This window comes from Streptococcus sanguinis SK49 (genome assembly GCF_000212815.1).
Lineage (GTDB): Bacteria > Bacillota > Bacilli > Lactobacillales > Streptococcaceae > Streptococcus > Streptococcus sanguinis_C.
On the sequence record NZ_GL890985.1, the window covers coordinates 1,041,178 to 1,063,525 of the forward strand.

Below are 22,348 nucleotides of genomic sequence, written 5' to 3' on the forward strand. Positions count from 1 at the left end.
CTAAAAAGTATATATAGAATAGTTTCATGTGCCAATTTGTCACATTTTTAAAAATAAGAAAATAACTATATTATACTTGTTTTAGGAGACAACAAATGTTGAAAAGGATTAGAGATTTACGTGAGGATACTGATTTGACACAAGAATATGTTGCAAAAAAAATCTTAAATTGTACAAGATCAGCATATTCTAAAATGGAATCAGGTACCAGGTTAATCTCTATAGATGACCTTATCAAACTTGCAGATTTTTATAATGTAAGTTTAGATTACCTTGTAGGTCGAGTGGATAATAAAGAAGACCATTACTCCAAAAAGTATTAGGTTAAGAAAGCACATTGACAATTGAATAGTCCAAAATGGTACTTTCCTCATTTGTGGAGCAAATTTGAATGGCTCGCCATGATAAGAGCGATTTTAAAACCATCAATAAAATAGAGCGATACTTTATATGCCATGATACAAATGATATACAATGATACTTCTGATCGTTCAGGCTGCCACCGTAAAAGAGCAGCAAGTGAAATTCTTATGATGACTTCATCAGTCATGCCATGGAGGAGATTGATAAAAGATAAAAGGGAAGTGATTTTTTGAAATCAAATTTAGAAAATTATATAGTCGAGCTAGAGATGCTAAATCTATTATTTTTAAAAAAACTTATTAGCGAAAAAGAATATGAAAAAATAAAGCTGAAACTGCGTAAAATATACACAAATTAGCTGACCTTTTTTATTGGTTGCGGTAAAATAAATGCAGAGAAATAGGAGGTTAAGCCATGTCAAATAACGTTGAAATTATAAAAGCAAATCCTTTAGTAACTAGAAGAAATGATAATAGTGGTTCTTTATCGAGGAGAGTAGCAGCATATTGTCGTGTTAGTTCCGATAGTGATGATCAAAAAAATAGCTATGATTCTCAAGTTCGTCATTATAGAGAGTATATATCACAGCACCAAGATTGGAATTTGGTTGACATTTATGCTGATGAAGGTATATCGGGAACTCAAGTTGGAAAAAGACAAGATTTTCAAAGATTGATTTCAGATTGCCTTGATGGAAAAATAGACTATATCATTACTAAAGCTATTGCTCGATTTGCTAGAAATACATTAGATACTCTCAAATATGTTCGTTTGCTCAAAGATAAACAAATTGGTGTATTTTTCGAAGAAGAAAATATTGATACTTTAACTATGGATGGTGAGCTACTATTAACGATATTAAGTTCAGTGGCTCAACAGGAAGTTGAAAACACATCTGCTCATGTTAAAAAAGGTTTAAAAATGAAGATGCAACGTGGAGAACTGATTGGTTTTCAAGGTTGTCTTGGTTATGACTATAATCAAGATACAAAGTCAATATCAATAAATGAAAAAGAAGCCAAGATAGTACGTTATATTTTTGAACGATACATTGATGGTATTGGGGGTAGGGCAATAGCTAGAGAACTTGATGAACTAGGTTATAAAACTCCGAGAGGTCTTGATCACTGGCAAGATACAACAGTTTTAGGAATTATTAAAAACGAGAAGTATAAAGGTGATATTCTAATGGGAAAAACTTTCACTGTTGACCCCATTAGTAAGAGACGTTTAATAAATTTCGGTGAAGAAGATAAATACTACATTAAAAATAATCATGATGCAATAATTAGTCCAGAAATTTTTACACAGGCGCAAGAAATTAGATTACGGAGATCAGGAAACAAAAAAACCATAGCAAATACAAAAGGTAAACGAGAAAGATATTCAAGAATGTACCCTTTTAGCAGTAGATTGGAATGTGGTTTTTGTGGTACTGTTCTGTCTAGAAGAAGTTGGCACTCTAGTTCAGAGTACAAAAAGATTATTTGGCACTGTACAACATCTATAAAGAGAGGTAAAAAGTATTGCACTCATAGTAAAGGAATAGAGGAAAAAGCAATAGAAAATGCTTTTTTACAGAGCTACCAACAGTTGTTTTATGAAAATAATAACCTAACTGAAGACTTTCTTGAAATTATAAAAGAAGAGCTTACTGATGATACTTTAAAAGTGGAGTTGAATAAGATAGTTAGTAAATTAAATTCGTTGTACAAAAAAGAAGAAAAATTAGTTTCAATGAATCTTGATGGAAAAATAAGTGATTCTGTATATGAAGATAAATTCAATCAAATACAAATTGAGAAAGAAAAACTTTTAGAAGAAAAAGTAAACTTAGAAGTAACTTTAAAATCAGAAGTTGATATAAAAAGTAGATTAGAGAATTTTAAAGAAATTTTAACTTCACAAAAGACTTTGACTGAGTTTGACAAGGACATTTTTGAAAGTATCGTTGAAAAAATCATAGTAGGCGGAATAAATTCTGATGGAGAAATTGATCCAGCAATGTTGACTATAATTTTTAAAACGGGAGATTCTTCGACTAAAGATGCAAAATCTTACAAATCTAAAAGGAAGAATGCTAAAATAGAAAATGATAAATTGTGTTTTAATACCGTAACCGATGACGAAAAAAAGTGTACAAATAAAGAAAACAACGCATGTCGAGTGTGTAAGCTTGTTAGTGAAACGTAGCTAATCCTCAAAAGGTTCCCCAAACCTTTTGAGTTCCGCAGACGCATCATGTTGAGGCGGTATCACTGCTTGTGAAAGCCTAGGAATCTTTTGGCGAAAGAAATTTTAAGTTCTTGTATCCCCGTCTAGATAAAAAAAGACCATCTAAGTTGGTAAATAACTTCAGGAGGTTTATACGCTATGCTTAGAACTTATGTAACTAAAAAGTATTTATTCTTCTATTTTGTGGCGATTATGATTACTTGGCTGGAGGCTGTCATTACACCAGCTTTGATTCAGTATATTGTCTCTAGTTTTACCAATCACCAGTTGCATTTGCTGTGGCAGGTCTTGATTTGGGGGATTGTGGGGAATTTGATTCTCTTGCTAGGTTTGGCGGGGAAACGCTATTACTATGCACGAGTGCTGACGGACTTCAAGTTGGGGATTAAGCAGGCTATCTTTCAAACTTTCTTATATAGCCGTCGGATAGCAGATGAAGAGGTTTTGTCAGACCTGGAAAATGATGTGAAACAGCTAGAAGATAACTATATTGAGCCGACTGTTATTATCATTTCTTCTTTGGGATTTACAACCGTCTCCATATGCTATGCTCTCTGGACAAATTTTTATCTGGGCTTGCTCTTTATCATTTTTTATTCGATACCTGTCCTTTGTAGTAGCATAGGTTCCAAACGCTTGGATGCGATTACTAAGCAGAAATCCCTAGCTAACCAAGGCTACGTCTCTCAAGTGACCAATATGATTGCGGGTGCTCGTTCCATACGTCATTATCTGGGACAAAGCATGTTTTACAAACTGTTTTCCAAAGATTTACACAAGGCTTTAGAGCAAGAAGTCGCCTATGAAAAGCAACGGACGATAAACAGTCTCTTTATTAATGGGATTGATGCTTTTTGTTCGGTTGCGCCGATTGTCATTGGTGGTTTCATGACCTATTATAACTACCTTTCAGCAGCCAGCTTTGTTGGGATTTACCTAGTATCGCATAATATCGGCTACCAATTTCAGGAGTTATCTTACTTTATCAATACTAGAAAATCAGCCAAGTCTCTCTGTGATAAGTATCAAAACTTGCTGGGAGAGAAGTTGACAAAGCCTACTGTTCTTAAAGGTTCCGTCTTTCCTATCCAGCTAGAGCGAGTCAGCGTAGAGCGTGATGGTCAAGAAATACTAGCCCCTTGTGACCTTACCATTGAGGAAGGGGAAAAGATTGCCATTATCGGAGAAAGCGGGTCTGGGAAAACAACCTTACTGAACCTAATCTATGGTGAAATCAAGCCTAGTCAAGGTCGGATTCACTACCATGGACAAGAGCTAAACTCGGATGAACTCTATCAGGCAGGAGCCTACATTCTCCAGTCCAGTCATGTCTTTGATGGATTGACACTAGAAGAAAATATTGCTTTGGGACAAGAAATAGATTCCGTGAGGATGGAGGAAATCCTGCAGCAAACCGGTCTGAAAGCTCTCCAAGGCAAAACATCTAGAAACCAAACTCTGTCAGGCGGTGAGAAGCAGCGGCTAGAAATTGCCTGTGCGCTCTATCACAACCGCCAATTTATCCTGGCTGATGAAGTTAAAGCTAATCTGGACCTTAAAAACCAAGAGAAAATCAGTCAACTCCTTTTCTCCCTTCCACAAGCAGTCGTAGAAGTGATTCATCACTACAGTGAAGAGGACTTGAAGCGTTATGATAAGGTGATAAAATTGGAGAGATAGGTGGAGGTATAGATTTAAGAAAGGAGTGGCTGAGGCCACTCTCAGATTGCAGACAAAGTCCTTAGCACAAAAGTTTCTAAGGGCTTTGTCTGCAATCTGAACGCACCAAAATTGGTGCGTTATAATTTTTTGTGCTATAATGGAGTTATAAAATCACAGGAGAGAGCCATGATTGGAGACAATATAAAATCTTTACGAAAGACAAACGAATTGACACAACCAGAATTTGCACGGATTGTTGGTATTTCACGTAATAGTCTGAGCCGTTATGAAAACGGGATAAGTCCTATTTCAACGGAGTTGATAGACACCATTTGCCAGAAATTCAATGTATCCTATGTCGATATTGTGGGGGAAGAGAAAATGTTAAACCCAGTAGAAGATTATGAATTGACATTAAAAATAGAGATTGTCAAGGAACGTGGCACAAATTTACTAGCTCGCCTCTATCGTTATCAAGACAGTCAAGAGATTGCCTTTGACGATGAGAGTAATCCGTGGATTTTAATGAGTGATGATTTGTCTGATATGGTCAATACTAACATTTATCTGGTGACTACTTTTGAAGAACTAGAGCGTTACAGTGGTTACTTGGATGGAATCGAGCGTATGTTGGGAACATCAGAAAAACGGATGGTAGTTTGATGGGGATTCAGGATTATACCGAAGAAGAGTTTAATCATGTCTTAGCTCGCAATTTACGCATACTGACTAGAGGAAAACAAGTAAGTAAAAATCCAAGCGCTATCTTGCTTGGAGGACAGAGTGGAGCTGGTAAAACGACTATCCACCGTATCAAGCTCAAAGAATTTCAGGGTAATATAATCATCATTGATGGCGATAGTTTTCGAGCTCAATATCCACAGTACCTGGACCTTCAGCGAATTTATGGTAAAGATAGTGTCGAATACACCAAAAAATTTGCAAGACAAATGGTGGAATCCTTGGTAGAAAAACTGAGTGATGTGGGCTACAATCTTTTGATTGAGGGGACATTGCGAACGGTTGATGTACCAAAGAAAACAGCAGAACTATTGATAAGTAAAGGTTATGAAGTTCAGCTATCTTTAATCGCTACAAAGCCTAAGCTGTCTTATTTGAGCACGCTTATCCGATACGAAGAACTAAACGCTATCAATCCCAATCAAGCAAGAGCAACCCCAAAAGAACATCATGACCTGATAGTGAACAATCTAGTTGAAAATACCCGACAACTAGAGCAATTAGGCATCTTTGAAAGAATCCAAATCTATCAACGAGATAGAAGCTGTGTTTATGATTCGAGGGATGATGAGACCTCAGCAGCAGATGTTCTTCAAGACTTACTGTTTGGAGAATGGAGTCAGGTGGATATGGAAATGTTGAGGGTGGGGGAAGAGCAAATGAAAGAATTAAGCAAAAGAAATAATAAGTAGGGGGGGGAAAACAATACATGTATGAAATTAATATTGCTGATACAGAATTTGGAGAAATATTTTCTGATATAAAAAATCGTTATTTATCAACCGCAAATTTTCCAAAATTTATTATTGGTACAGGTTTATCCATAGTAATGGGAGTCCCTGGAATGGGGAAGTTGGCTGATGAACTAGATAAAAATTTTTCCTTAGAGGAGAACTTTGAATATAAACAGTTTTGGGAAAAGTGTAATTCTATAGTGAGGAATGATGGACTTGAAGCAGCTCTCTTAACAATTTCAAATACAGAAAATGCTTTCGTCGAAAAAATTCGGGAAATTACTGGTAAATTTATTTTGGAATCTGATTATGCTGTGAGAGAGAATATTTTGAGGGATTCATCTGGATTTGAAAAATTACTAAATTATCTAAACAATACAGTGAGTGTGAATAAAAAGATTATCGATATAATGACACCAAACTATGACTTAATTATTGAGACTATTGCAGATAAGTTAAAATTAACCACGACTCTAGGATTTAAAGGCAATCTGTTTCAAGAATTTGACTCAGAGTTATTGAAAGATCCTTATAAATATTATAAAAAATCAACTACAATATTAAGAATTTTTAAACCACATGGATCTATCAACTGGATAAAGCGAGCTGATATCACCTATCAAACTAATGATTACTGTTATCTAGAGAAGAATAGTAATTGTATTGAAATCATTGCTCCAGGCAGTATGAAATTTCAATATGGAATGACTCATAATCTACTAAGAGAGCATCGTGAGACTTTTAATAGTGTTTTTACAGATAATAAGAGTTCTCATGCTATTTTTATTTATGGATATGGTTTCAATGATGAGCAATTTGATACTGTTTTTGAAAACACAAACAAGGATGTGATTGTGTTGACGATGGATATAAAAGAAGAAGTTAGAGAAAGGGCTGTTTCTAATAAGAATTGGACTTTATTTTATAAAAATGTTATAGGGGAAAAGCAAAATACAACAAATCTCTCATTTATGGTTTATAAAGGTAAGCAGTACCAAATAGATAAGAATTTGTGGGATTTAGAAGAATTTGTAGAGTTATTTACAGGATAACGACGAGGAGAAAAATGGAAAATATACAGCAGTATTTAACTCAAGAAATTGGGAATGTACAAAATGTTGATACACAAAAAGTTATAGTTAATGTAAAAAAGGAAGAGTTGTTAAATAAACTAAAGATAAATGATTTGGCTATTCTTTCAGGTAATAATGCTGACGAGAAATTAATTGGCATTGTGACTAAGGTGAGTAAGAAAAGTATTGACTTTAATGATACTGAAGTTGATGAAGAATCTTTATTGGAGTATTCTTATAATTTTTGTAGTATAACTTTAGTAGGAACATTTTATAGCAAGATTTCTCCAACTCAGAATAATATTTTTAAAAGGGCAGTGAATACTTATCCAGAGATAAATAGCCCAGTTTTTCTAGCTGATGACGATGCACTATACATGATAATGAATTCCTTGACTAATAATCAAAGTCATGGAAAAGAATTAAAAATTGGGAAATATGCTAGTAATCAATCTGTTGAAGCAATTTTAGATGGAAATAAATTTTTCCAAAGACATGCTGCAATTGTTGGAAGTACGGGGAGTGGTAAATCATTTTCAGTCGCTAATATCTTAGAGAAAACCAATGCATTAGAATATTCAAATATTATTATTTTTGATTTACATGGAGAGTACAATGAGTTATCTTATGCAAAGCAAATAAAAATTGGTGATACAGCTAATGATTTACAAATTCCACTATGGTTTTTCAATTATGAAGAAATCCATTCTTTATTTATTGAATCGTCTGAGGGAACTTCTTCAAATCAAAGAGCTGTAGTAGTTAAACATATTCTTAGTAAAAAGAAGGAATATATAGATAGTAAAGCTAATTTTTCTTCAGATATTGTTACGGTTGATACTCCAATACCGTTTTCAACAAAAGAGTTAAAAGAATATTTAGAAAATGAAAATATTAAAGAAGAAAGAACTGGTGAAACATATAAGTCAGGTGAGAAGAAGGGACAAGAAAAAACAAGACAAGGACAATATTATAGCAAACTGACTAATCTGATTACAAGATTGCAAACAAAAATGGACGATAAAAAATATGGCTTTGTATTTAATGAACAGCATACTTCAGATTCTAAATACTTAAATAGATTTATTTCAGAAATAATGGGAAGAGATAACCATATTAAAGTTATTGATTTATCTGAAATACCATCAGATATGTTATCAATTGTCATTGGTATTGTAACAAGATTAGTATATGATGTACAATTTTGGATGACTCCCAAAAGAAATGAAACAAGACATCCCTTAGCATTTATTTGCGATGAAGCACATTTATACATACCCAAAGATGTAACTAAGCTAAAAGCTGTTGAGAAAAAATCATTAGAAATTTTTGAAAAAATTTCCAAAGAAGGGCGTAAGTACGGAGTTTCCTTAGTTGTTGTTTCTCAAAGACCAGCGGAATTAAATTCAACTATAATCTCTCAATGTAATAATATTATTTCGTTGAAAATAACAAATGATAGAGATAAAACAGCAGTAGCGACAATGCTGACAGATTCACTGGTTGGGTTAGTTGAGACATTACCTAACCTTGATGTTGGGGAATGTATTGTGATTGGTGATGCTATAAAGTTACCAACTAAAATTTTATTAGATAAACCTAAAGAAGAGCCTAAAAGTTCTACAATCGATTTTTGGGACAGATGGATTGATGGTCAACAGACAGTGTTTGATATTGATGATTCAATAAAAAATATGATTAAACAATCGCGTTGAATAATACATTAGACTTATTAGATAATCTATAGTGAGACTAAATAACTTCCATCCTAACAATTTCATCTGCCTTTGTATAGAGCCATTAGGCTCTTTTTTCATTCCCTCATTTTCCTGTGATAAAATCCTCAAATCTCCTCTGCTATACTTTTTTCAAATTGTAAAAATCCAACCAATATTTTTCTATGGAGGTTTGGGGGCTTGACACCACGTTTTCATATCGTTTGTTTTTCTGAACTGTGAGGTTTTGGAGGACAGACGATATGATTTTAGGGTTATTGTGTCCACAATAACTGAGTTCGCAAAGCATTACAAGGATGATAATCAGTTTTGTGAAAAAGTGTATGGATATTGTACGGTAGCTTACACTGTCAGTACAGGTATTTGGAAAGTAAGTATCAGTATGAAAAGAGATTTACGTGATATTCGGAAACAATTTCGACTAACAGATGCGAGAGAAAAAGGGGAAGTCAATTTTTCTGATTTTCTCCGAAAAAGTCTACTCTCCTCTGATTCACAAAAAACAAATGGATAGCTGGTTTGCCTTCTGGCAATCTCAAAAGATGGAACAAATCAGTCGCGATGTTCATGAGATTTTAATCTTGGCACAGATAGAACATCAAGCCACCAAAGATTATGTGTCCATTCTCTTAACTTGAGTGCAGGAATTGATTAAGGAGGTCAGGAATTCCATTCCCTTTAGTCAAGACTTCTGTGAGAAATATATTTAGAAAATAAACCTTCATTGTTGTACTGTTTCGAGGTATAAAAGTTTTGATATTTTTTGAAAAGATATACCTCCTATTCCCAAACTTAAACAATAGCTTGCAATCATTTTTTTAAAATAGTATACTAGGGCTAGGATATGGAATCGTTTGCATAAAGTTGCGATGAGTTTAAACAGTGAAATCTAGGAGATGAAAAGTATGGAATTAACAGCCATTTATCATAGACCGGAGTCGGAGTATGCCTATCTTTATAAAGAAGGTCAAGTTCATATCAGAATAAGGACTAAGAAAGAGGATATAGAGAAAATCGTTTTGCACTATGGGGACCCCTTTATTTTTCTTGAGGATTCTTATGAAGATGTAAAAGAGATGGTCAAAGTGACTTCTGACGCCTTATTTGATTATTGGCAAGTTGTTGTCTCTGTGCGCTTTGCTAGGCTCCAATATCTGTTTGAGCTTGAGGATAAAAAAGGTCAAAGCATCTTATATGGAGATAAAGGCTTCGCTGACAATAGTCCAGAAAATCTTGCTTTAGAGGGCAATGGTTTTAAACTCCCCTATATTCACGAAATTGATGGTTGCCAGGTTCCTGACTGGGTTTCAAAAACGATCTGGTATCAGATTTTTCCAGAACGATTTGCAAATGGAAATGCTGAACTTTCACCAGAAGGAGCTCTAGATTGGGATTCGTCTATCAGACCTAAAAGCAGTGATTTCTTTGGTGGGGATTTACAGGGGATTATTGAGCATCTGGATTATTTGCAAGACTTAGGGATTACAGGACTTTATCTTTGCCCTATCTTTGAATCTCCAAGTAATCACAAGTACAATACGACGGATTACTTTGAAGTTGATCGACACTTTGGGGACAAGGAGACTTTCTGTCAACTGGTGGAGCAGGCTCATCTGCGTGGCATGAAGGTTATGCTGGATGCGGTTTTCAATCATATGGGCGATCAATCCGCTCAATGGCAGGATGTTCTCAAGCATGGTGAAAATTCAGCTTACAAAGACTGGTTCCAAATTCAAGAGTTCCCAGTGACGAATGACAAACTTGTGAATCCCAAGGAACTGCCTTATCATACCTTTGCCTTTGCCAGCTATATGCCTAAGTTAAACACGGCAAATCCCGAGGTGAAAGACTATCTCTTAAGCGTTGCGACCTATTGGATTGAACATTTTGATATTGATGCTTGGCGGTTGGATGTAGCCAATGAGGTTGATCACCAATTCTGGCGAGATTTTCGTAAGGCTGTTTTGGCCAAAAAGCCTGACCTCTATATTCTTGGAGAGGTTTGGCATACCTCTCAGCCATGGCTAAACGGTGACGAGTTTCACGCCGTCATGAACTATCCTCTATCGGATAGTATCAAGGACTACTTTTTGACTAGGAGCAAGAAGATCAGTCAATTCATAGCTGAGATTAACTGCCAGTCCATGTATTACAAGCAGCAGATTTCTGAGGTTATGTTTAATCTCTTGGATTCGCATGATACGGAGCGAATTTTGGCGACTGCCAAAGGTGATATCCAGCTTGTTAAATCCGCACTTGCCTTTCTCTTTTTACAAAGGGGGACGCCTTGCATCTATTATGGGACCGAGCTAGAATTGGGCGGAGGTATGGACCCAGATTGTAGACGGGTCATGCCTTGGGACCGGGTTTCTAGTAGCAATGACATGCTCAATTTTATGAAGAACTTGATTCAGCTTCGTAAGGATATTGCGGATATTATTCAGTATGGGAAATTTACTCTAGAAGAAATCGATCCTGATGTACTGGCTTTAGAATGGGAACATGATCATCAAGCAATCCGAGCCGTTTTTAATCAGTCGAATGAGAATTATCTGTTAGACAGAGATTCAGCTGATTTAGTGAGTCATTGCCAAACTGATGACGAGAAACTTGTCATCTTACCAAAGGGATTTGTAGTTTACTCTAGACTCTAACCGTAGCAGTAAATGTCTTTCTTTCCTTCTTTCTGATATAATATTATCAAATTTCATTTTCACAAGATGAAAATTATCCTGCTTCCGGGCATACCTTCTTGATGATTATTGTAAGGTAGTTGTTGATAAGTGGAGAAACTATGCAAAGGAGTGCAATCTTATGCCTAGACCGAAAACTAAAGAAGAGTTGATGCTAGCTGCTAAGGAAAACTATGAGAAGTTACAAACTCTCATTTCCAAATTGTCTGATCAAGAGTTAAATACGCCCTTTGATTTTTCTCGGGATGAAAAGAAGAAGGAGGCCCATTGGAGACGAGATAAAAATGTAAGAGATGTTTTGATTCACCTCTATGAATGGCATCAGCTCTTGTTGAATTGGGTGCATTCCAATCAAAAGGGTCAAGAGCAGCCCTTTCTTCCTGCGCCCTATAACTGGAAGACTTATGGAGAGTTGAATCTGGAATTTTGGAAGAAACATCAGAATACTTCTCTTGAAGAGGCAACTGAGATCTTTCATCAGTCCCATCAAGATGTTTTGGACTTGGCAGACACATTTACAAACGAAGAATTATTTTCAAAAGATGTATATAAATGGGTCGGAGGGACTGTACTGGGTTCCTATTTTGTAAGTGCTTCTTCCAGCCATTATGACTGGGCCCTGAAAAAGTTGAAGGCTCATCAGAAAAATTGTAAAGCAAAATAGTCTGCGGAAGACAAGAATTAGAGAGAAATAAGAATGAAAAAATACAGCAAAATAATCATGTCCTGCGCCTGCCTGGCTTTGGCTTTTGGGCTGGCATCATGCGCTAGTTCGCAGAAAAATAATCAAACAAGTCAAACTACATCGACTTATTCAAATCTAAACAGTAAAAAGAGTGTCGAAGAAGTTAAGAGTTTGTTGGCTGCCAACTTGGATAAAGACAGTGTCGATAACTTTCTCAATCTAGTCAATGACTACAATGGTCTTGTTGGCTCTACTGGATTAAGGGGCGATTTCACTAAATTTACTAAAACCGAATATGATGTAGAAAAAATCAATCCTCTATGGCAGGCAAAAAAGGGCGATTTTATCGGAACAAATTGTCGGATTAATACTTACACTTTGCTGAAAAATAGCATCGACATCCCTCAAATAGAAAAAGATGACGAACTCTTGTTCATAGATAATGATTCGATTGACAAGGGCAAGCTCTTTGATGCCAAGGATAAGGAAGATTTTAATATTCTGTTTTCAAGAGTCAAGACTGAAGCGACTCAAGATGTAAAAGTCCACGCTAAGAAGATGGAGGTATACTTCAAACAGTTCAAGTTTAATGAAAAGGCTCGAATGCTCTCTGTCATTGTTCATGACAATCTTGACGGCGATTCTCTCTTTGTCGGTCATGTCGGCGTCTTGGTTCCAGATAAAGATGGCTACTTATTTATCGAAAAGCTGACCTTTGAAGAGCCTTACCAGGCTATCAAGTTTGCGACCAAGGAAGATGTCTACAAATACTTGCAGACCAAATATAAAGACTACACAGGAGAAGGACTGGCCAAACCTTTTATCATGGACAACGATAAGTGGGTAGAGGGTAAGTAGTCTGATTCAGTTAGCATTAAGAAAATAGAACTGGGAGATTTAACGTATGGAATTAAAAGATTTTACAGAAAAGGAACAGGAGCAGATTAATCAAGGGCTCAGCACTGCAGAAATTTCCGATAAGGAAACTGCTAAAAAGATTTTAGCACTTGTGCCCCAAGAGTGGATTAAGAGGATTCCTTTCTTCGTGAGAGTGCATGCGACGACCAAGACCGTTGAGAGAGTTGCTAAGCAATATCCTGAACTTTATGCTGTCGCTAAGCAGCAAGGCGAACTTCCTGACAAGGAAAGAGAAGAATTGCGCGTGATTATGACAAGCATTTTTGAAGAAAAGATGAATAAGCATAAGATTAAGTAAGCTTTTGTACCTATATAATTGTATATTTTTGGAAAAAGAATAATAGTGTTTTTATTATCTATATTCGATTTTAAAATACAGATAATATAAATTTATATTTTGTTTTATACAGAAAAATAAAAAATGGAGAAGAGTTTTATATGGATTTATTTTTATCAATGATCACATTTGTACTTGGTTTCTTAGCAGAGAAACTATTGGATTATATAATGGCATTCTTGGGCAAGAAAATGAAGAAGAAAAAACTAGAAACTACTCTAGAAAATTTTTACACAAAGCCACATCAAGATATAGTAATTACTGCGAGTGGGTTTCCATATTTTTCATTTGATTCTATTCAAGAAAGTATCAGTAGTAACAAGAAGCTATTGCTAACAACACCTAAAGAAGTAACAATAGATGATAACTCTAACTTTTCAAATAAAGATATCCTTAGAGATGATTTCCGTAAATTTATTTCAGAAAATGAATTAGAGACTCAATTGGAAACTATTAGAGAAGAGGTTTTTGCTTCTTTTTTAAAAAAGGAAAATGGCAATTACTTTAATGGTAAAATTTTAGGTGTAAATCGTCTTGATGGTCTATCTAGAACAAATGATATAAACGAAGCTCCAATATTATCAATAGACTTCTTTGAAACAGACTACTACACACATAAAATTGTTGAAAAATTAATTCAAAATTTAACTTTTAAAAAAGAAAGTTTAGTGAAGGACTTAAATAGTTCTTACAGCTGGTCTAGAAGTTCTTTTGGAGTAAGCTTGATTCTAATACTTCCAAAGCAAAACGAAATCATTTTGACCAAAAGATCAAGTAGAGCCTCATATACGGGTGGTAAGGAGTGGATATATGTTTCTGTTACTGAAACACTATCTGAAACGGATTTTGATGAGGAAACCCGAAGCCCGGATTTGTTAAAATGTGTATGGCGTGGTATTAGAGAAGAACTGGGACTTTCGGATAGGCAATTAAAAAAAGACACGTTAAAGTTTTATGAGTCATTTTATGAAACTCATTTTAAACAAGACAATATTGTTGCATCCGTTGAAATTTCTGAAGATTTAACTTTTTCTGAGATCTATTCTTTGCTTGCAAAAGATAAATTCTTAGAGATATCAGATATTATTACTATTCCTAATGATAAAAAAGCAATTTCTAACTTTATCGAAGATAATAGAAGTAAAATGAGAGCACAAACTATTTTTTCTTTAGAAAGCTTCAATGCTAGAAAGTGATAAGTTTTTAAGTCAAGTTGACTTTAACACTCTTTAAAAATTTCAAAATTTAGAAAAAGTAATACCGCGAACAGATAAGAGAAGAATTGCGCGTGATTATGACAAGCATTTTTGAAGAAAAGATGAATAAGCATAAGATTAAATGAGTTCTTACTTTGAAAGAAGTGAGAGCCTTAGGAAGTCACTGGAAGCAGTGGCTTTTTCGTTTTTTATGGACATGATGAGGCTAGTTATTAAAGCTCTATTTGGACGTTGAGTTCTAATTGGGCTTTGGGACTATTCTCCATGAGAATTATCGGTAAAAATGGTATAATGTTCCTATATTTTCTAGAGGAAAAGGCAGGCTATGAAATTACTTTATACAGATATTCGCCATTCTTTGACCAAGGTGTTGGTGGCGGAGGCTGAGAGCTTGGTGGCGGACGGTAAGCGAGTCTTTTATATTGCGCCAAATTCGCTTTCTTTTGAGAAAGAGCGGGCGGTTTTGGAGTGCCTGAAAACCCAGGCTTCCTTTGCCATTACGGTGACGCGCTTTGCCCAGATGGCTCGGTATTTTGTCCTCAATGATGTTCGGCAAGGGCATAGTTTGGACGATATTGGTCTGGGAATGCTGATTTATCGGACCTTGACAGAGTTAGATGATGGAGAGCTTAAGGTCTATGGCAGGATTAAGAAGGATGCCCAGTTTATCCAGCAATTGATGGATCTTTACCATGAACTGCAGACAGCCCAGATGTCCTTTGCGGATTTGGAATTTCTTGAGGAGCCTGAGAAGCGGGAGGATCTGGTCAAGATTTTTACAGCGGTGACTGCTGCTCTGAATAAGGGCGATTTTGATTCGTCTTCTCAGATTGCTGCTTTTGCCCAGCATATTCTGGCTGGTGATACGGATGAGGAGTTGGAGAATTTGGCCCTGGTCATTGATGGCTTTACTCGTTTTTCTGCCGAAGAGGAATACTTAGTCGGTCTTCTGCATCGGAAAGGTGTGGAGATTGTCATTGGGACCTATGCCAGCCAAAAAGCCTATCGAGCAGCCTTTCGTGAGGGGAATCTTTATCAAGCCAGCGTGGATTTTTTGAGAAAGCTGGCCGAGGACTATCAGGTCAAGCCTGACTATATTTCTCATGCAGAAGCAGAAGATGCCTTTGGACGGATTTCTAAGGTCTTGGAAAGTCGTTATGACTTTTCAGAGCCAGCTGTTGAAGTTAGTGAGACAGACCGCTCACAGCTTCAAATTTGGGCTACTATGAACCAGAAAGAAGAGTTGGAGTATGTGGCTAAGTCCATCCGGCAGCGGGTTCATGATGGTGTGCGCTATAAGGATATTCGTCTGCTTTTGGGAGATGTGGAAGCCTACCAGCTTCAGCTCAAGACCATTTTTGACCAGTATCAGATTCCCTACTATCTAGGGCGGAGCGAGTCGATGGCACAGCATCCGCTGGTCCAGTTTGTCGAGTCCTTGGAGCGGCTCAAGCGCTATAACTTCCAACTGGAAGACCTGCTCAATCTCTTAAAGACGGGGCTCTACGGCGATTTGACTCAGGAGGAGCTGGATCATTTTGAGCAATATCTGCGTTTTGCGGACATTAAGGGAGCCGGCAAGCTAGCTAAAGATTTCACGGCCAATAGTCAAGGGAAATTTGACCTAGACCGTCTCAATCATATTCGCCGCCGGGTTATGACTCCGCTACAAGGCTTTTTCAAATCCCGCAGCCAGACGGCGTCGGGGCTCTTAGCTAAATTTACGGAGTTCGTCCAAGCAGCCCGTTTGTCTGACAATTTGACGACTCTGCTGCAGGGAGAAAGTCAGCAGGAGCAGGAGCGTCATGAGGAAGTCTGGAAGGCTTTCAGCCATGTCTTAGAGCAGTTTGCTCAAGTCTTTGCAGACAGTAAGGTCAAACTGGATGATTTTCTAGCCTTGATTCTGTCGGGTATGCTTTTGTCTAACTATCGGACGGTACCGGCGACAGTAGATGTGGTTAAGGTCCAGTCTTATGACCTGATAGAGCCTTTAGCAGCTCCTTACGTCTATGCGATTGGACTGACCCAGGAGCGTTTTCCTAAAATCGCGCAAAACAAGAGTTTGCTCAGTGATGAAGATCGGGCTCGACTAAATGAAGCGACGGATTCTCAGGCGGAACTCCAGATTGCCAGCTCAGAAAATCTCAAGAAGAATCGCCATACAGCTCTGTCGCTGATGAATTCTGCTACCAAAGAGCTGGTCTTGTCTGCGCCAGCCTTGGTCAATGAGGTAGAGGATAGTGTGTCGACCTATCTGCTGGAATTGACTGCTGCTCCCCTTTCCTTGCCCATCATTGTCAAAAAGCCTCAGGCTTCCAGTGACGATATTGGCAGCTACCGAGCTCTCTTGTCTCAAATCATTGAGCTCCACCAAGAGGAGATTGACCGAGAGTGGACAGCAGAGGAGCAGACTTTTTGGGCGGTGGCTGTACGGGTTCTCCGCAAGAAATTGTCTGCAGAAGGCATCAGCATTCCGCACATCAGCCAGGAACTGAAAACAGAGTCTCTGAAGCCGGAAACTTTGAAAGCCCTCTACCCTCAGGACCAGCCTCTCCGACTTTCAGCGTCTGCTCTAAACGAATATTTCCGGCATCAGTATGCTTATTTTCTCAAGTATGTTCTGCGCCTGCAAGAAGAGTGGACCATTCATCCTGATGCTCGCAGTCATGGGATTTTCCTCCATCGGATCTTTGAAAAGGTCCTGCAAGATGGTTCGTCAGCTGATTTTGACCGGCGTTTAGCACAAGCTATGGAAGAGACCAGCCGAGAGGCCGAGTTTGAGAGCATCTACAGTGAGTCAGGTCAGACCCGTTTTGCCCGCCAGCTCCTGCTAGATACGGCGCGAGCGACCGGCCGTGTGCTGGCTCATCCAACTGGGATTGAGACCATTGGTGAGGAGACTGGCTTTGGCTCAGCTTCTAAGCCTTTCCTGATCTTGGAAAATGGCAGAGCAGTGACCGTGAGCGGTAAGGTGGACCGGATTGACCGTCTGACTAAGACAGAGAGTCTGGGAGTGGTGGACTATAAGTCTGGCGATATTAAGTTTAGCTTTGAAAAGTTCTTTAATGGACTGAATTCTCAGCTGCCGACTTATCTGGCAGCGATTGAGGAGTTAGCAGACTATCAAGAGGATAAGGGTACTTTTGGTGCCATGTATTTGCAGATGACCGATCCGATTGTGGCGCTTAAAGATACCAAGACCTTGGCGGATGCAGTCAATCAGTCTGTGAAACCACTCCAGTACAAGGGACTTTTTGTGGCGGATGCTGTCAAGGAGCTTGGCCCGCTCTATGAAAAAAATAAGACCAACTTGCTGAGTCAGGAAGATTTGGACTTGCTGCTGGCCTACAATGCTTATCTCTACAAAAAAGCTGCAGAAGGCATTCTATCAGGCCACTTTGCAGTCAATCCTTATACAGAGAATGGGCGCAGCATTGCTCCTTATGTAGAGCAGTTTAAGGCTATTACTGGCTTTGAAGCTAATCTCCACCTAGGACAGGCACGCCAGTTAGAAAAGCTGGATGCAAGTAAGTTTGATAGGCGGCCGACTGGTGAGAAGTTACGCCAGGCCTGGTTAGAAAAGATGAGGGAGGAGATGGAAAAATGAAGAGAATTCCTTTTTTAACTGCAGAAGAAATTGCTCTTAAGCAAGCCCAAGAAGCTGCTTCGGACAAGCCACAGAAAAAGACGGCAGAGCAGATTGAGGCCATCTACTCCTCTGGCCAGAATATTCTGGTCTCCGCTTCGGCCGGATCGGGTAAGACTTTTGTCATGGTCCAGCGGATTATCGACCAGATTCTTAGAGGTGTTGCTGTCAGTCAGCTCTTTATCTCAACCTTTACTGTCAAGGCGGCAGGCGAGCTAAAAGAGAGGTTGGAGAAGGAACTGGGGCAGGCCTTGAAAGAGGCCGATAGTCCTGAACTCAAGCAACATTTGGCCCAGCAATTAGCTGACTTGCCAAATGCCGATATTGGTACTATGGACGCCTTTACCCAGAAAGTGCTTAGTCGCTATGGTTACCTGCTTGGTTTGGCACCGAATTTTCGGATTCTCCAGTCTGCCAGTGAGCAGCTGATTCTGCAAAATGAAGTTTTCAGTCAAGTGTTTGATCGTTACTATGACAGCGAGCGTCAGGCTTTGTTTAGCCGTTTGGTTAAGAATTTTACTGGTAAGCGCAAGGATTTATCAGGCTTCCGGGATCAAGTTTATCGGATTTACAGTTTTCTGCAGTCAACCAGCAGTCCTCAGCGCTGGCTGGAGGAAACCTCCCTCTATGGCTATGAGCACAGTGACTTTGCAGCAGAGAGAGAGCGGATATTTGCTCAAATCAAATCAGTCCTTTGGGAGCTGGAAGCTTTCTTTTCCGCCCATTTGGAGCATGAAGGGAGAGAGTTTGCGGGCGCCAAGTATCAGGAAAATGTCCAAGATGCTCTGACCGTCTTAGCAGGCCTGAATGAATTGTCACCGATAGAAGAAACAGCTCAAATTCTCAAACAGATCGTGGCACTTTCCCAACTGTCCAATGGCCAGGCCTTTACAGCTCGGGTTGGCAAGAATGCAGACGAGCTCAAAAAAGAAATGGCCAAGGACTACAATGAAGCCAGAAAGCCTATGATTGAACGGCTGCGTAGCTTTGACCAGCAGCTTTATCAACTGGACTTTATCGAGCAGCATCAGGATGAGTGTCTGCCTCTGGTTGAGCTTCTGCGAGATTTTGTGGCGGACTTTGCACAGGCTTACCTGGAGCGAAAGAAAGCAGAAAATGCCTTTGAATTTGGTGACATCAGCCATTTTGCTATTGAGATTTTAGAGACATTCCCAGAGGTACGTCGCTTTTATCAAGAACGCTACCACGAGGTCATGGTAGATGAGTATCAGGATACCAACCACACACAGGAGCGCATGCTGGACTTGCTTTCCAGAGGGCAAAATCGCTTTATGGTGGGCGATATCAAGCAGTCTATCTACCGTTTCCGTCAAGCTGACCCGCAGATTTTCAGTGATAAGTTTAAGGCTTATCAAGAGGATAGTAGTCAGGGCAAGCTGATTGTCCTTAAGGAAAATTTCCGTAGTCATCTTGAGGTGCTGGAAGCAACTAATGATGTTTTCAAACGTCTGATGGATGAAGAAGTTGGTGAAATCGACTACAACGAAACCCACCATCTGGTGGCTGGAAATCCTGCCAAACGCGAGCCTAATCCAGCTAACCGCGCTTCTTTCTTGATCTATGAAGGCTCCATGGAGAGTCCGGAAGAGGAGGCTGATGAAGGCTTGCCACAGGCAGTATCAGCTGGAGAAGTGGACCTAGTCATCAAGGAAATCATCCGCCTGCACAATGAAGAAGGAGTGGCTTTTAAAGATATTACGCTGCTGACGGCTTCCAGAACCCGCAATGATTTGATTTTAGCTGCCTTTGAGCAGCACCAGATTCCGCTGGTACCAGATGATGGCGCCGCAAACTATCTGCAGTCAGTGGAGGTTTTGGTTATGCTGGATACCCTTCGGACCATCAATAATCCGCTGAATGACTATGCCCTGACTGCCCTTCTCAAGTCTCCCATGTTTGACTTTGGTGAGGACGAGCTGGCTCGGCTGTCCCTGCAGGCCAGTCAAGAGCATTCTCAGGAAAATCTCTATGAAAAATTGGTCAATGCTCTCCAAGGAAGAGGTTTGCAAACAGCTTTAGTCACCCAGGAACTGCAGAAAAAGCTGCAGCATTTCCATGAGACCCTGCAAGGCTGGCGGACCTATTCCAAGACGCACTCCCTGTATGATTTGATTTGGAAGATTTACCAGGACCGTTTCTACTATGACATGGTGGGGACTCTGGCCAATGGTGCCCAGAGACAGGCCAATCTCTATGCCCTCTCTTTGCGGGCCAATGAGTATGAAAAGTCTAGCTTTAAAGGCTTGTCTCGATTTATCGGGATGATAGACCGTATCTTGGAAAATCAGCACGATCTAGCCAGTGTGCCAGTGGCGGCGCCTAAGGACGCCGTTCGTCTCATGACCATTCACAAGAGTAAGGGGCTGGAGTTCAAGTATGTCTTCCTGCTCAATATGGACAAGGCCTTCAACCGTCAGGATAGCAGCTCTGCTATTATCCTTAGCCGGACCAAGGGAGTTGGCATCAAGTATGTGGCGGATGTATCGGTGTCTGTGGAAGACCCCTATGCGCCGAATCAGCTGCGCATTTCCATGGATACGCTGCCTTATCAGCAGAATCTAGCGGAGCTGCAGTTGGCCAGTCTGTCTGAGCAGATGCGTTTGCTTTATGTGGCCATGACGCGGGCTGAAACCAAGCTCTATCTGGTCGGCAAGGGCAGTCAAGAAGCCTTGGATAAGCGTCAGTGGGGCAAGAGCCAACAAGGGCGTTTGTCTGTCAGTCTGCGCAGCCAGCTCAGTAATTTCCAAGACTGGCTCTATGCCATTCAGGCTGTTTTTTCCGATGAGAATCTCGCCTACGAGACCCGTTTTGTCACTGATGAGGAGCTAACTTCCGAAGAGATAGGGCGAATTAATGAACCTGTGCTCTTTCCAGCGGATGATTTGGCGGATAATCGGCAGTCGGACGATATCCGTCGGGCTCTGGATATTTTAGAAAGTGTGGATCGACTGAATAGCCAGTATCGCTCTGCCATTGAGCTGCCTAGTGTGCGAACTCCAAGCCAGATTAAGAAGTTTTATGAGCCGATCATGGATACGGATGGCCTGGATATCATGGATGAGCGAGCAGCTTTTCGGCCTCAGCCTAACTTTGACTTGCCTGATTTTGGCAAGAAAGCCAAAGTGACTGGAGCGCAAGTCGGCAGTGCTGTTCATGAACTCATGCAGCGGATTCCTTTGGATAGCAGTCCCAGCATGGCTGTACTTCGTTCTGCTTTAGCTCAGGTTCAGGCCGATGAAGCGGTTAAAAAGCAGATTCAGCTGCCTAAGATTTCATCTTTCTTCGAGACGGATTTGGGACGACTCTTGATTGAGAACAGTGACAGAGTTCGTCGAGAAGCACCTTTTGCCATGCTCAAGAGGGACGAAATCAGTGGTCAGGAATTTGTTTTGCGGGGGATTTTGGATGGTTACCTGCTATTTGAAGACCGGATAATTCTCTTTGACTACAAGACGGATAAATACAAGGATTCGTCTGAGCTGATTGCTCGCTACCGTGGACAGCTAGACTTATATGCTCAAGCTCTCAACCGTTCTTATGTCATTTCGCAGATTGAAAAATATTTGATTCTGCTAGGCGGTGAGCAGTTGCAGGTGGTTAAGGTGGACTGATTAGCTTGTCGTGTTTGGAAAGGAAGGAAGCCTGTGGAACAGTTAGAACGCATTCAAAAAATGGAAAAGCACCTGAATAAATATTCTCAGGTATTGGCAAGAGCCCAGGAAGCTTTAGCTGAGTTGGAGCGTTGCCAGTCAGATTATATCCAGTTGAGAGACTACTATACTGGTCAGGAATTTTTTGATGATTTAGAGTTCTCGAATGGACCGGATTTCCCTGAAAATATAGCTTGCGGCGTCTTAAGCGAAGATGCTGTCTATGGTCTGATGGGGGAGCATTTTGAAACAGCGATTAATCTGTTGGATTTGTCTAGTGCTATGCTGAAAGAACGTTAATTCATTTAGAAAGAAAAAAATATTTAATTTTTTTCAAATTTCCTCTTGCTTTTTAATAAAAATTCATGTAGAATATTCAACAATAAATTGAAAGCGATGAGAGAAAAAGTCTGAGACAAGAAACAGAGAGTGCCTAATGGTGAGACGGCATGCAATCCTTAGACGACACATTCTTGAGTGCGGATGCGAAATCAGTCAGCAGTCTGAGACTAGTGTCCGACGGCTGATTGCCGTTATCAATCTGGAGTCTCGTACTCCCAGAGGGTCCTCAGGCGACTGGGGTCCGAATAAAGGTGGAACCGCGTGTCAACGTCCTTGCAAAGTTTTTTTGCGAGGG

General features: G+C 39.5%; 15 protein-coding genes and 1 pseudogene. All 16 read left to right on the forward strand.

The window, feature by feature from the left end; genetic code table 11:
* The first annotated feature begins 95 nt into the window (after window positions 1-95).
* The 16 genes and pseudogenes from HMPREF9380_RS05855 (at window position 96) to HMPREF9380_RS05780 (ending at window position 22,011) form a co-directional block, all read left to right on the forward strand.
* Window positions 96-323, forward strand: a complete 228-nt coding sequence (locus HMPREF9380_RS05855; RefSeq protein WP_002933311.1) for a helix-turn-helix domain-containing protein — start codon at window positions 96-98, stop codon at window positions 321-323.
* Window positions 324-777: 454 nt separating this feature from the next.
* On the forward strand, window positions 778-2,556 hold the full coding sequence (locus HMPREF9380_RS05850; protein ID WP_002933312.1) for a recombinase family protein: 1,779 nt from the start codon (window positions 778-780) through the stop codon (window positions 2,554-2,556).
* Between the two features lie 180 nt (window positions 2,557-2,736).
* Window positions 2,737-4,278 carry a streptosactin export ABC transporter GggC gene (gene gggC, locus HMPREF9380_RS05845; RefSeq protein WP_002933313.1) on the forward strand — a complete coding sequence of 514 codons (1,542 nt, stop codon included), beginning with the start codon at window positions 2,737-2,739 and terminating at the stop codon, window positions 4,276-4,278.
* Between the two features lie 168 nt (window positions 4,279-4,446).
* Window positions 4,447-4,923 carry a type II toxin-antitoxin system antitoxin PezA gene (gene pezA / locus HMPREF9380_RS05840; protein ID WP_002933314.1) on the forward strand — a complete coding sequence of 159 codons (477 nt, stop codon included), beginning with the start codon at window positions 4,447-4,449 and terminating at the stop codon, window positions 4,921-4,923.
* The gene (locus HMPREF9380_RS05835; RefSeq protein ID WP_002933315.1) at window positions 4,923-5,693 is read left to right on the forward strand and encodes a zeta toxin family protein; all 771 of its coding nucleotides are present in this window, start codon (window positions 4,923-4,925) and stop codon (window positions 5,691-5,693) included. The genes pezA and HMPREF9380_RS05835 overlap by 1 nt, the downstream gene beginning before the upstream one ends.
* A gap of 17 nt (window positions 5,694-5,710) precedes the next feature.
* Window positions 5,711-6,787, forward strand: coding sequence for an SIR2 family protein (locus HMPREF9380_RS05830; protein ID WP_002933316.1), 1,077 nt, complete (start codon window positions 5,711-5,713; stop codon window positions 6,785-6,787).
* 14 nt (window positions 6,788-6,801) lie between these two features.
* Window positions 6,802-8,523, forward strand: a complete 1,722-nt coding sequence (locus HMPREF9380_RS05825; RefSeq protein ID WP_002933317.1) for an ATP-binding protein — start codon at window positions 6,802-6,804, stop codon at window positions 8,521-8,523.
* Window positions 8,524-8,926: 403 nt separating this feature from the next.
* A pseudogene (locus tag HMPREF9380_RS11470) lies at window positions 8,927-9,254 on the forward strand (SAG1252 family conjugative relaxosome accessory protein).
* Between the two features lie 195 nt (window positions 9,255-9,449).
* The gene (locus tag HMPREF9380_RS05815; RefSeq protein ID WP_032907338.1) at window positions 9,450-11,198 is read left to right on the forward strand and encodes a glycoside hydrolase family 13 protein; all 1,749 of its coding nucleotides are present in this window, start codon (window positions 9,450-9,452) and stop codon (window positions 11,196-11,198) included.
* 160 nt (window positions 11,199-11,358) lie between these two features.
* The gene (locus HMPREF9380_RS05810; RefSeq protein ID WP_002933320.1) at window positions 11,359-11,901 is read left to right on the forward strand and encodes a ClbS/DfsB family four-helix bundle protein; all 543 of its coding nucleotides are present in this window, start codon (window positions 11,359-11,361) and stop codon (window positions 11,899-11,901) included.
* Between the two features lie 33 nt (window positions 11,902-11,934).
* Entirely contained in the window at window positions 11,935-12,780 is an 846-nt protein-coding gene (locus tag HMPREF9380_RS05805) for a DUF4300 family protein (RefSeq protein ID WP_002933321.1), read from the forward strand.
* Window positions 12,781-12,826: 46 nt separating this feature from the next.
* Window positions 12,827-13,138, forward strand: a complete 312-nt coding sequence (locus tag HMPREF9380_RS05800; protein ID WP_002933322.1) for a hypothetical protein — start codon at window positions 12,827-12,829, stop codon at window positions 13,136-13,138.
* A gap of 140 nt (window positions 13,139-13,278) precedes the next feature.
* On the forward strand, window positions 13,279-14,373 hold the full coding sequence (locus tag HMPREF9380_RS05795) for a hypothetical protein (protein ID WP_002933323.1): 1,095 nt from the start codon (window positions 13,279-13,281) through the stop codon (window positions 14,371-14,373).
* Window positions 14,374-14,719: 346 nt separating this feature from the next.
* Window positions 14,720-18,001, forward strand: a complete 3,282-nt coding sequence (rexB, locus tag HMPREF9380_RS05790) for an ATP-dependent nuclease subunit B (RefSeq protein WP_002933324.1) — start codon at window positions 14,720-14,722, stop codon at window positions 17,999-18,001.
* The gene (gene addA / locus HMPREF9380_RS05785; RefSeq protein WP_002933328.1) at window positions 17,998-21,672 is read left to right on the forward strand and encodes a helicase-exonuclease AddAB subunit AddA; all 3,675 of its coding nucleotides are present in this window, start codon (window positions 17,998-18,000) and stop codon (window positions 21,670-21,672) included. The genes rexB and addA overlap by 4 nt, the downstream gene beginning before the upstream one ends.
* Before the next feature lie 33 nt (window positions 21,673-21,705).
* Window positions 21,706-22,011: a DUF4298 domain-containing protein gene (locus tag HMPREF9380_RS05780; RefSeq protein ID WP_002933329.1), complete on the forward strand. Its 306-nt coding sequence runs from the start codon at window positions 21,706-21,708 to the stop codon at window positions 22,009-22,011.
* Window positions 22,012-22,348 lie beyond the last annotated feature (337 nt).

Excerpts from the sequence above, each read along its gene's own strand:
- HMPREF9380_RS05850 (WP_002933312.1), top strand. The coding sequence starts at position 778 with ATGTCAAATAACGTTGAAATTATAAAAGCAAATCCTTTAGTAACTAGA.
- HMPREF9380_RS05825 (WP_002933317.1), top strand. The coding sequence starts at position 6,802 with ATGGAAAATATACAGCAGTATTTAACTCAAGAAATTGGGAATGTACAA.
- pezA (WP_002933314.1), top strand. The coding sequence starts at position 4,447 with ATGATTGGAGACAATATAAAATCTTTACGAAAGACAAACGAATTGACA.
- HMPREF9380_RS05810 (WP_002933320.1), top strand. The coding sequence starts at position 11,359 with ATGCCTAGACCGAAAACTAAAGAAGAGTTGATGCTAGCTGCTAAGGAA.
- rexB (WP_002933324.1), top strand. The coding sequence starts at position 14,720 with ATGAAATTACTTTATACAGATATTCGCCATTCTTTGACCAAGGTGTTG.
- HMPREF9380_RS05815 (WP_032907338.1), top strand. The coding sequence starts at position 9,450 with ATGGAATTAACAGCCATTTATCATAGACCGGAGTCGGAGTATGCCTAT.
- HMPREF9380_RS05830 (WP_002933316.1), top strand. The coding sequence starts at position 5,711 with ATGTATGAAATTAATATTGCTGATACAGAATTTGGAGAAATATTTTCT.
- HMPREF9380_RS05805 (WP_002933321.1), top strand. The coding sequence starts at position 11,935 with ATGAAAAAATACAGCAAAATAATCATGTCCTGCGCCTGCCTGGCTTTG.
- HMPREF9380_RS05835 (WP_002933315.1), top strand. The coding sequence starts at position 4,923 with ATGGGGATTCAGGATTATACCGAAGAAGAGTTTAATCATGTCTTAGCT.
- HMPREF9380_RS05800 (WP_002933322.1), top strand. The coding sequence starts at position 12,827 with ATGGAATTAAAAGATTTTACAGAAAAGGAACAGGAGCAGATTAATCAA.
- gggC (WP_002933313.1), top strand. The coding sequence starts at position 2,737 with ATGCTTAGAACTTATGTAACTAAAAAGTATTTATTCTTCTATTTTGTG.
- addA (WP_002933328.1), top strand. The coding sequence starts at position 17,998 with ATGAAGAGAATTCCTTTTTTAACTGCAGAAGAAATTGCTCTTAAGCAA.
- HMPREF9380_RS05795 (WP_002933323.1), top strand. The coding sequence starts at position 13,279 with ATGGATTTATTTTTATCAATGATCACATTTGTACTTGGTTTCTTAGCA.
- HMPREF9380_RS05855 (WP_002933311.1), top strand. The coding sequence starts at position 96 with ATGTTGAAAAGGATTAGAGATTTACGTGAGGATACTGATTTGACACAA.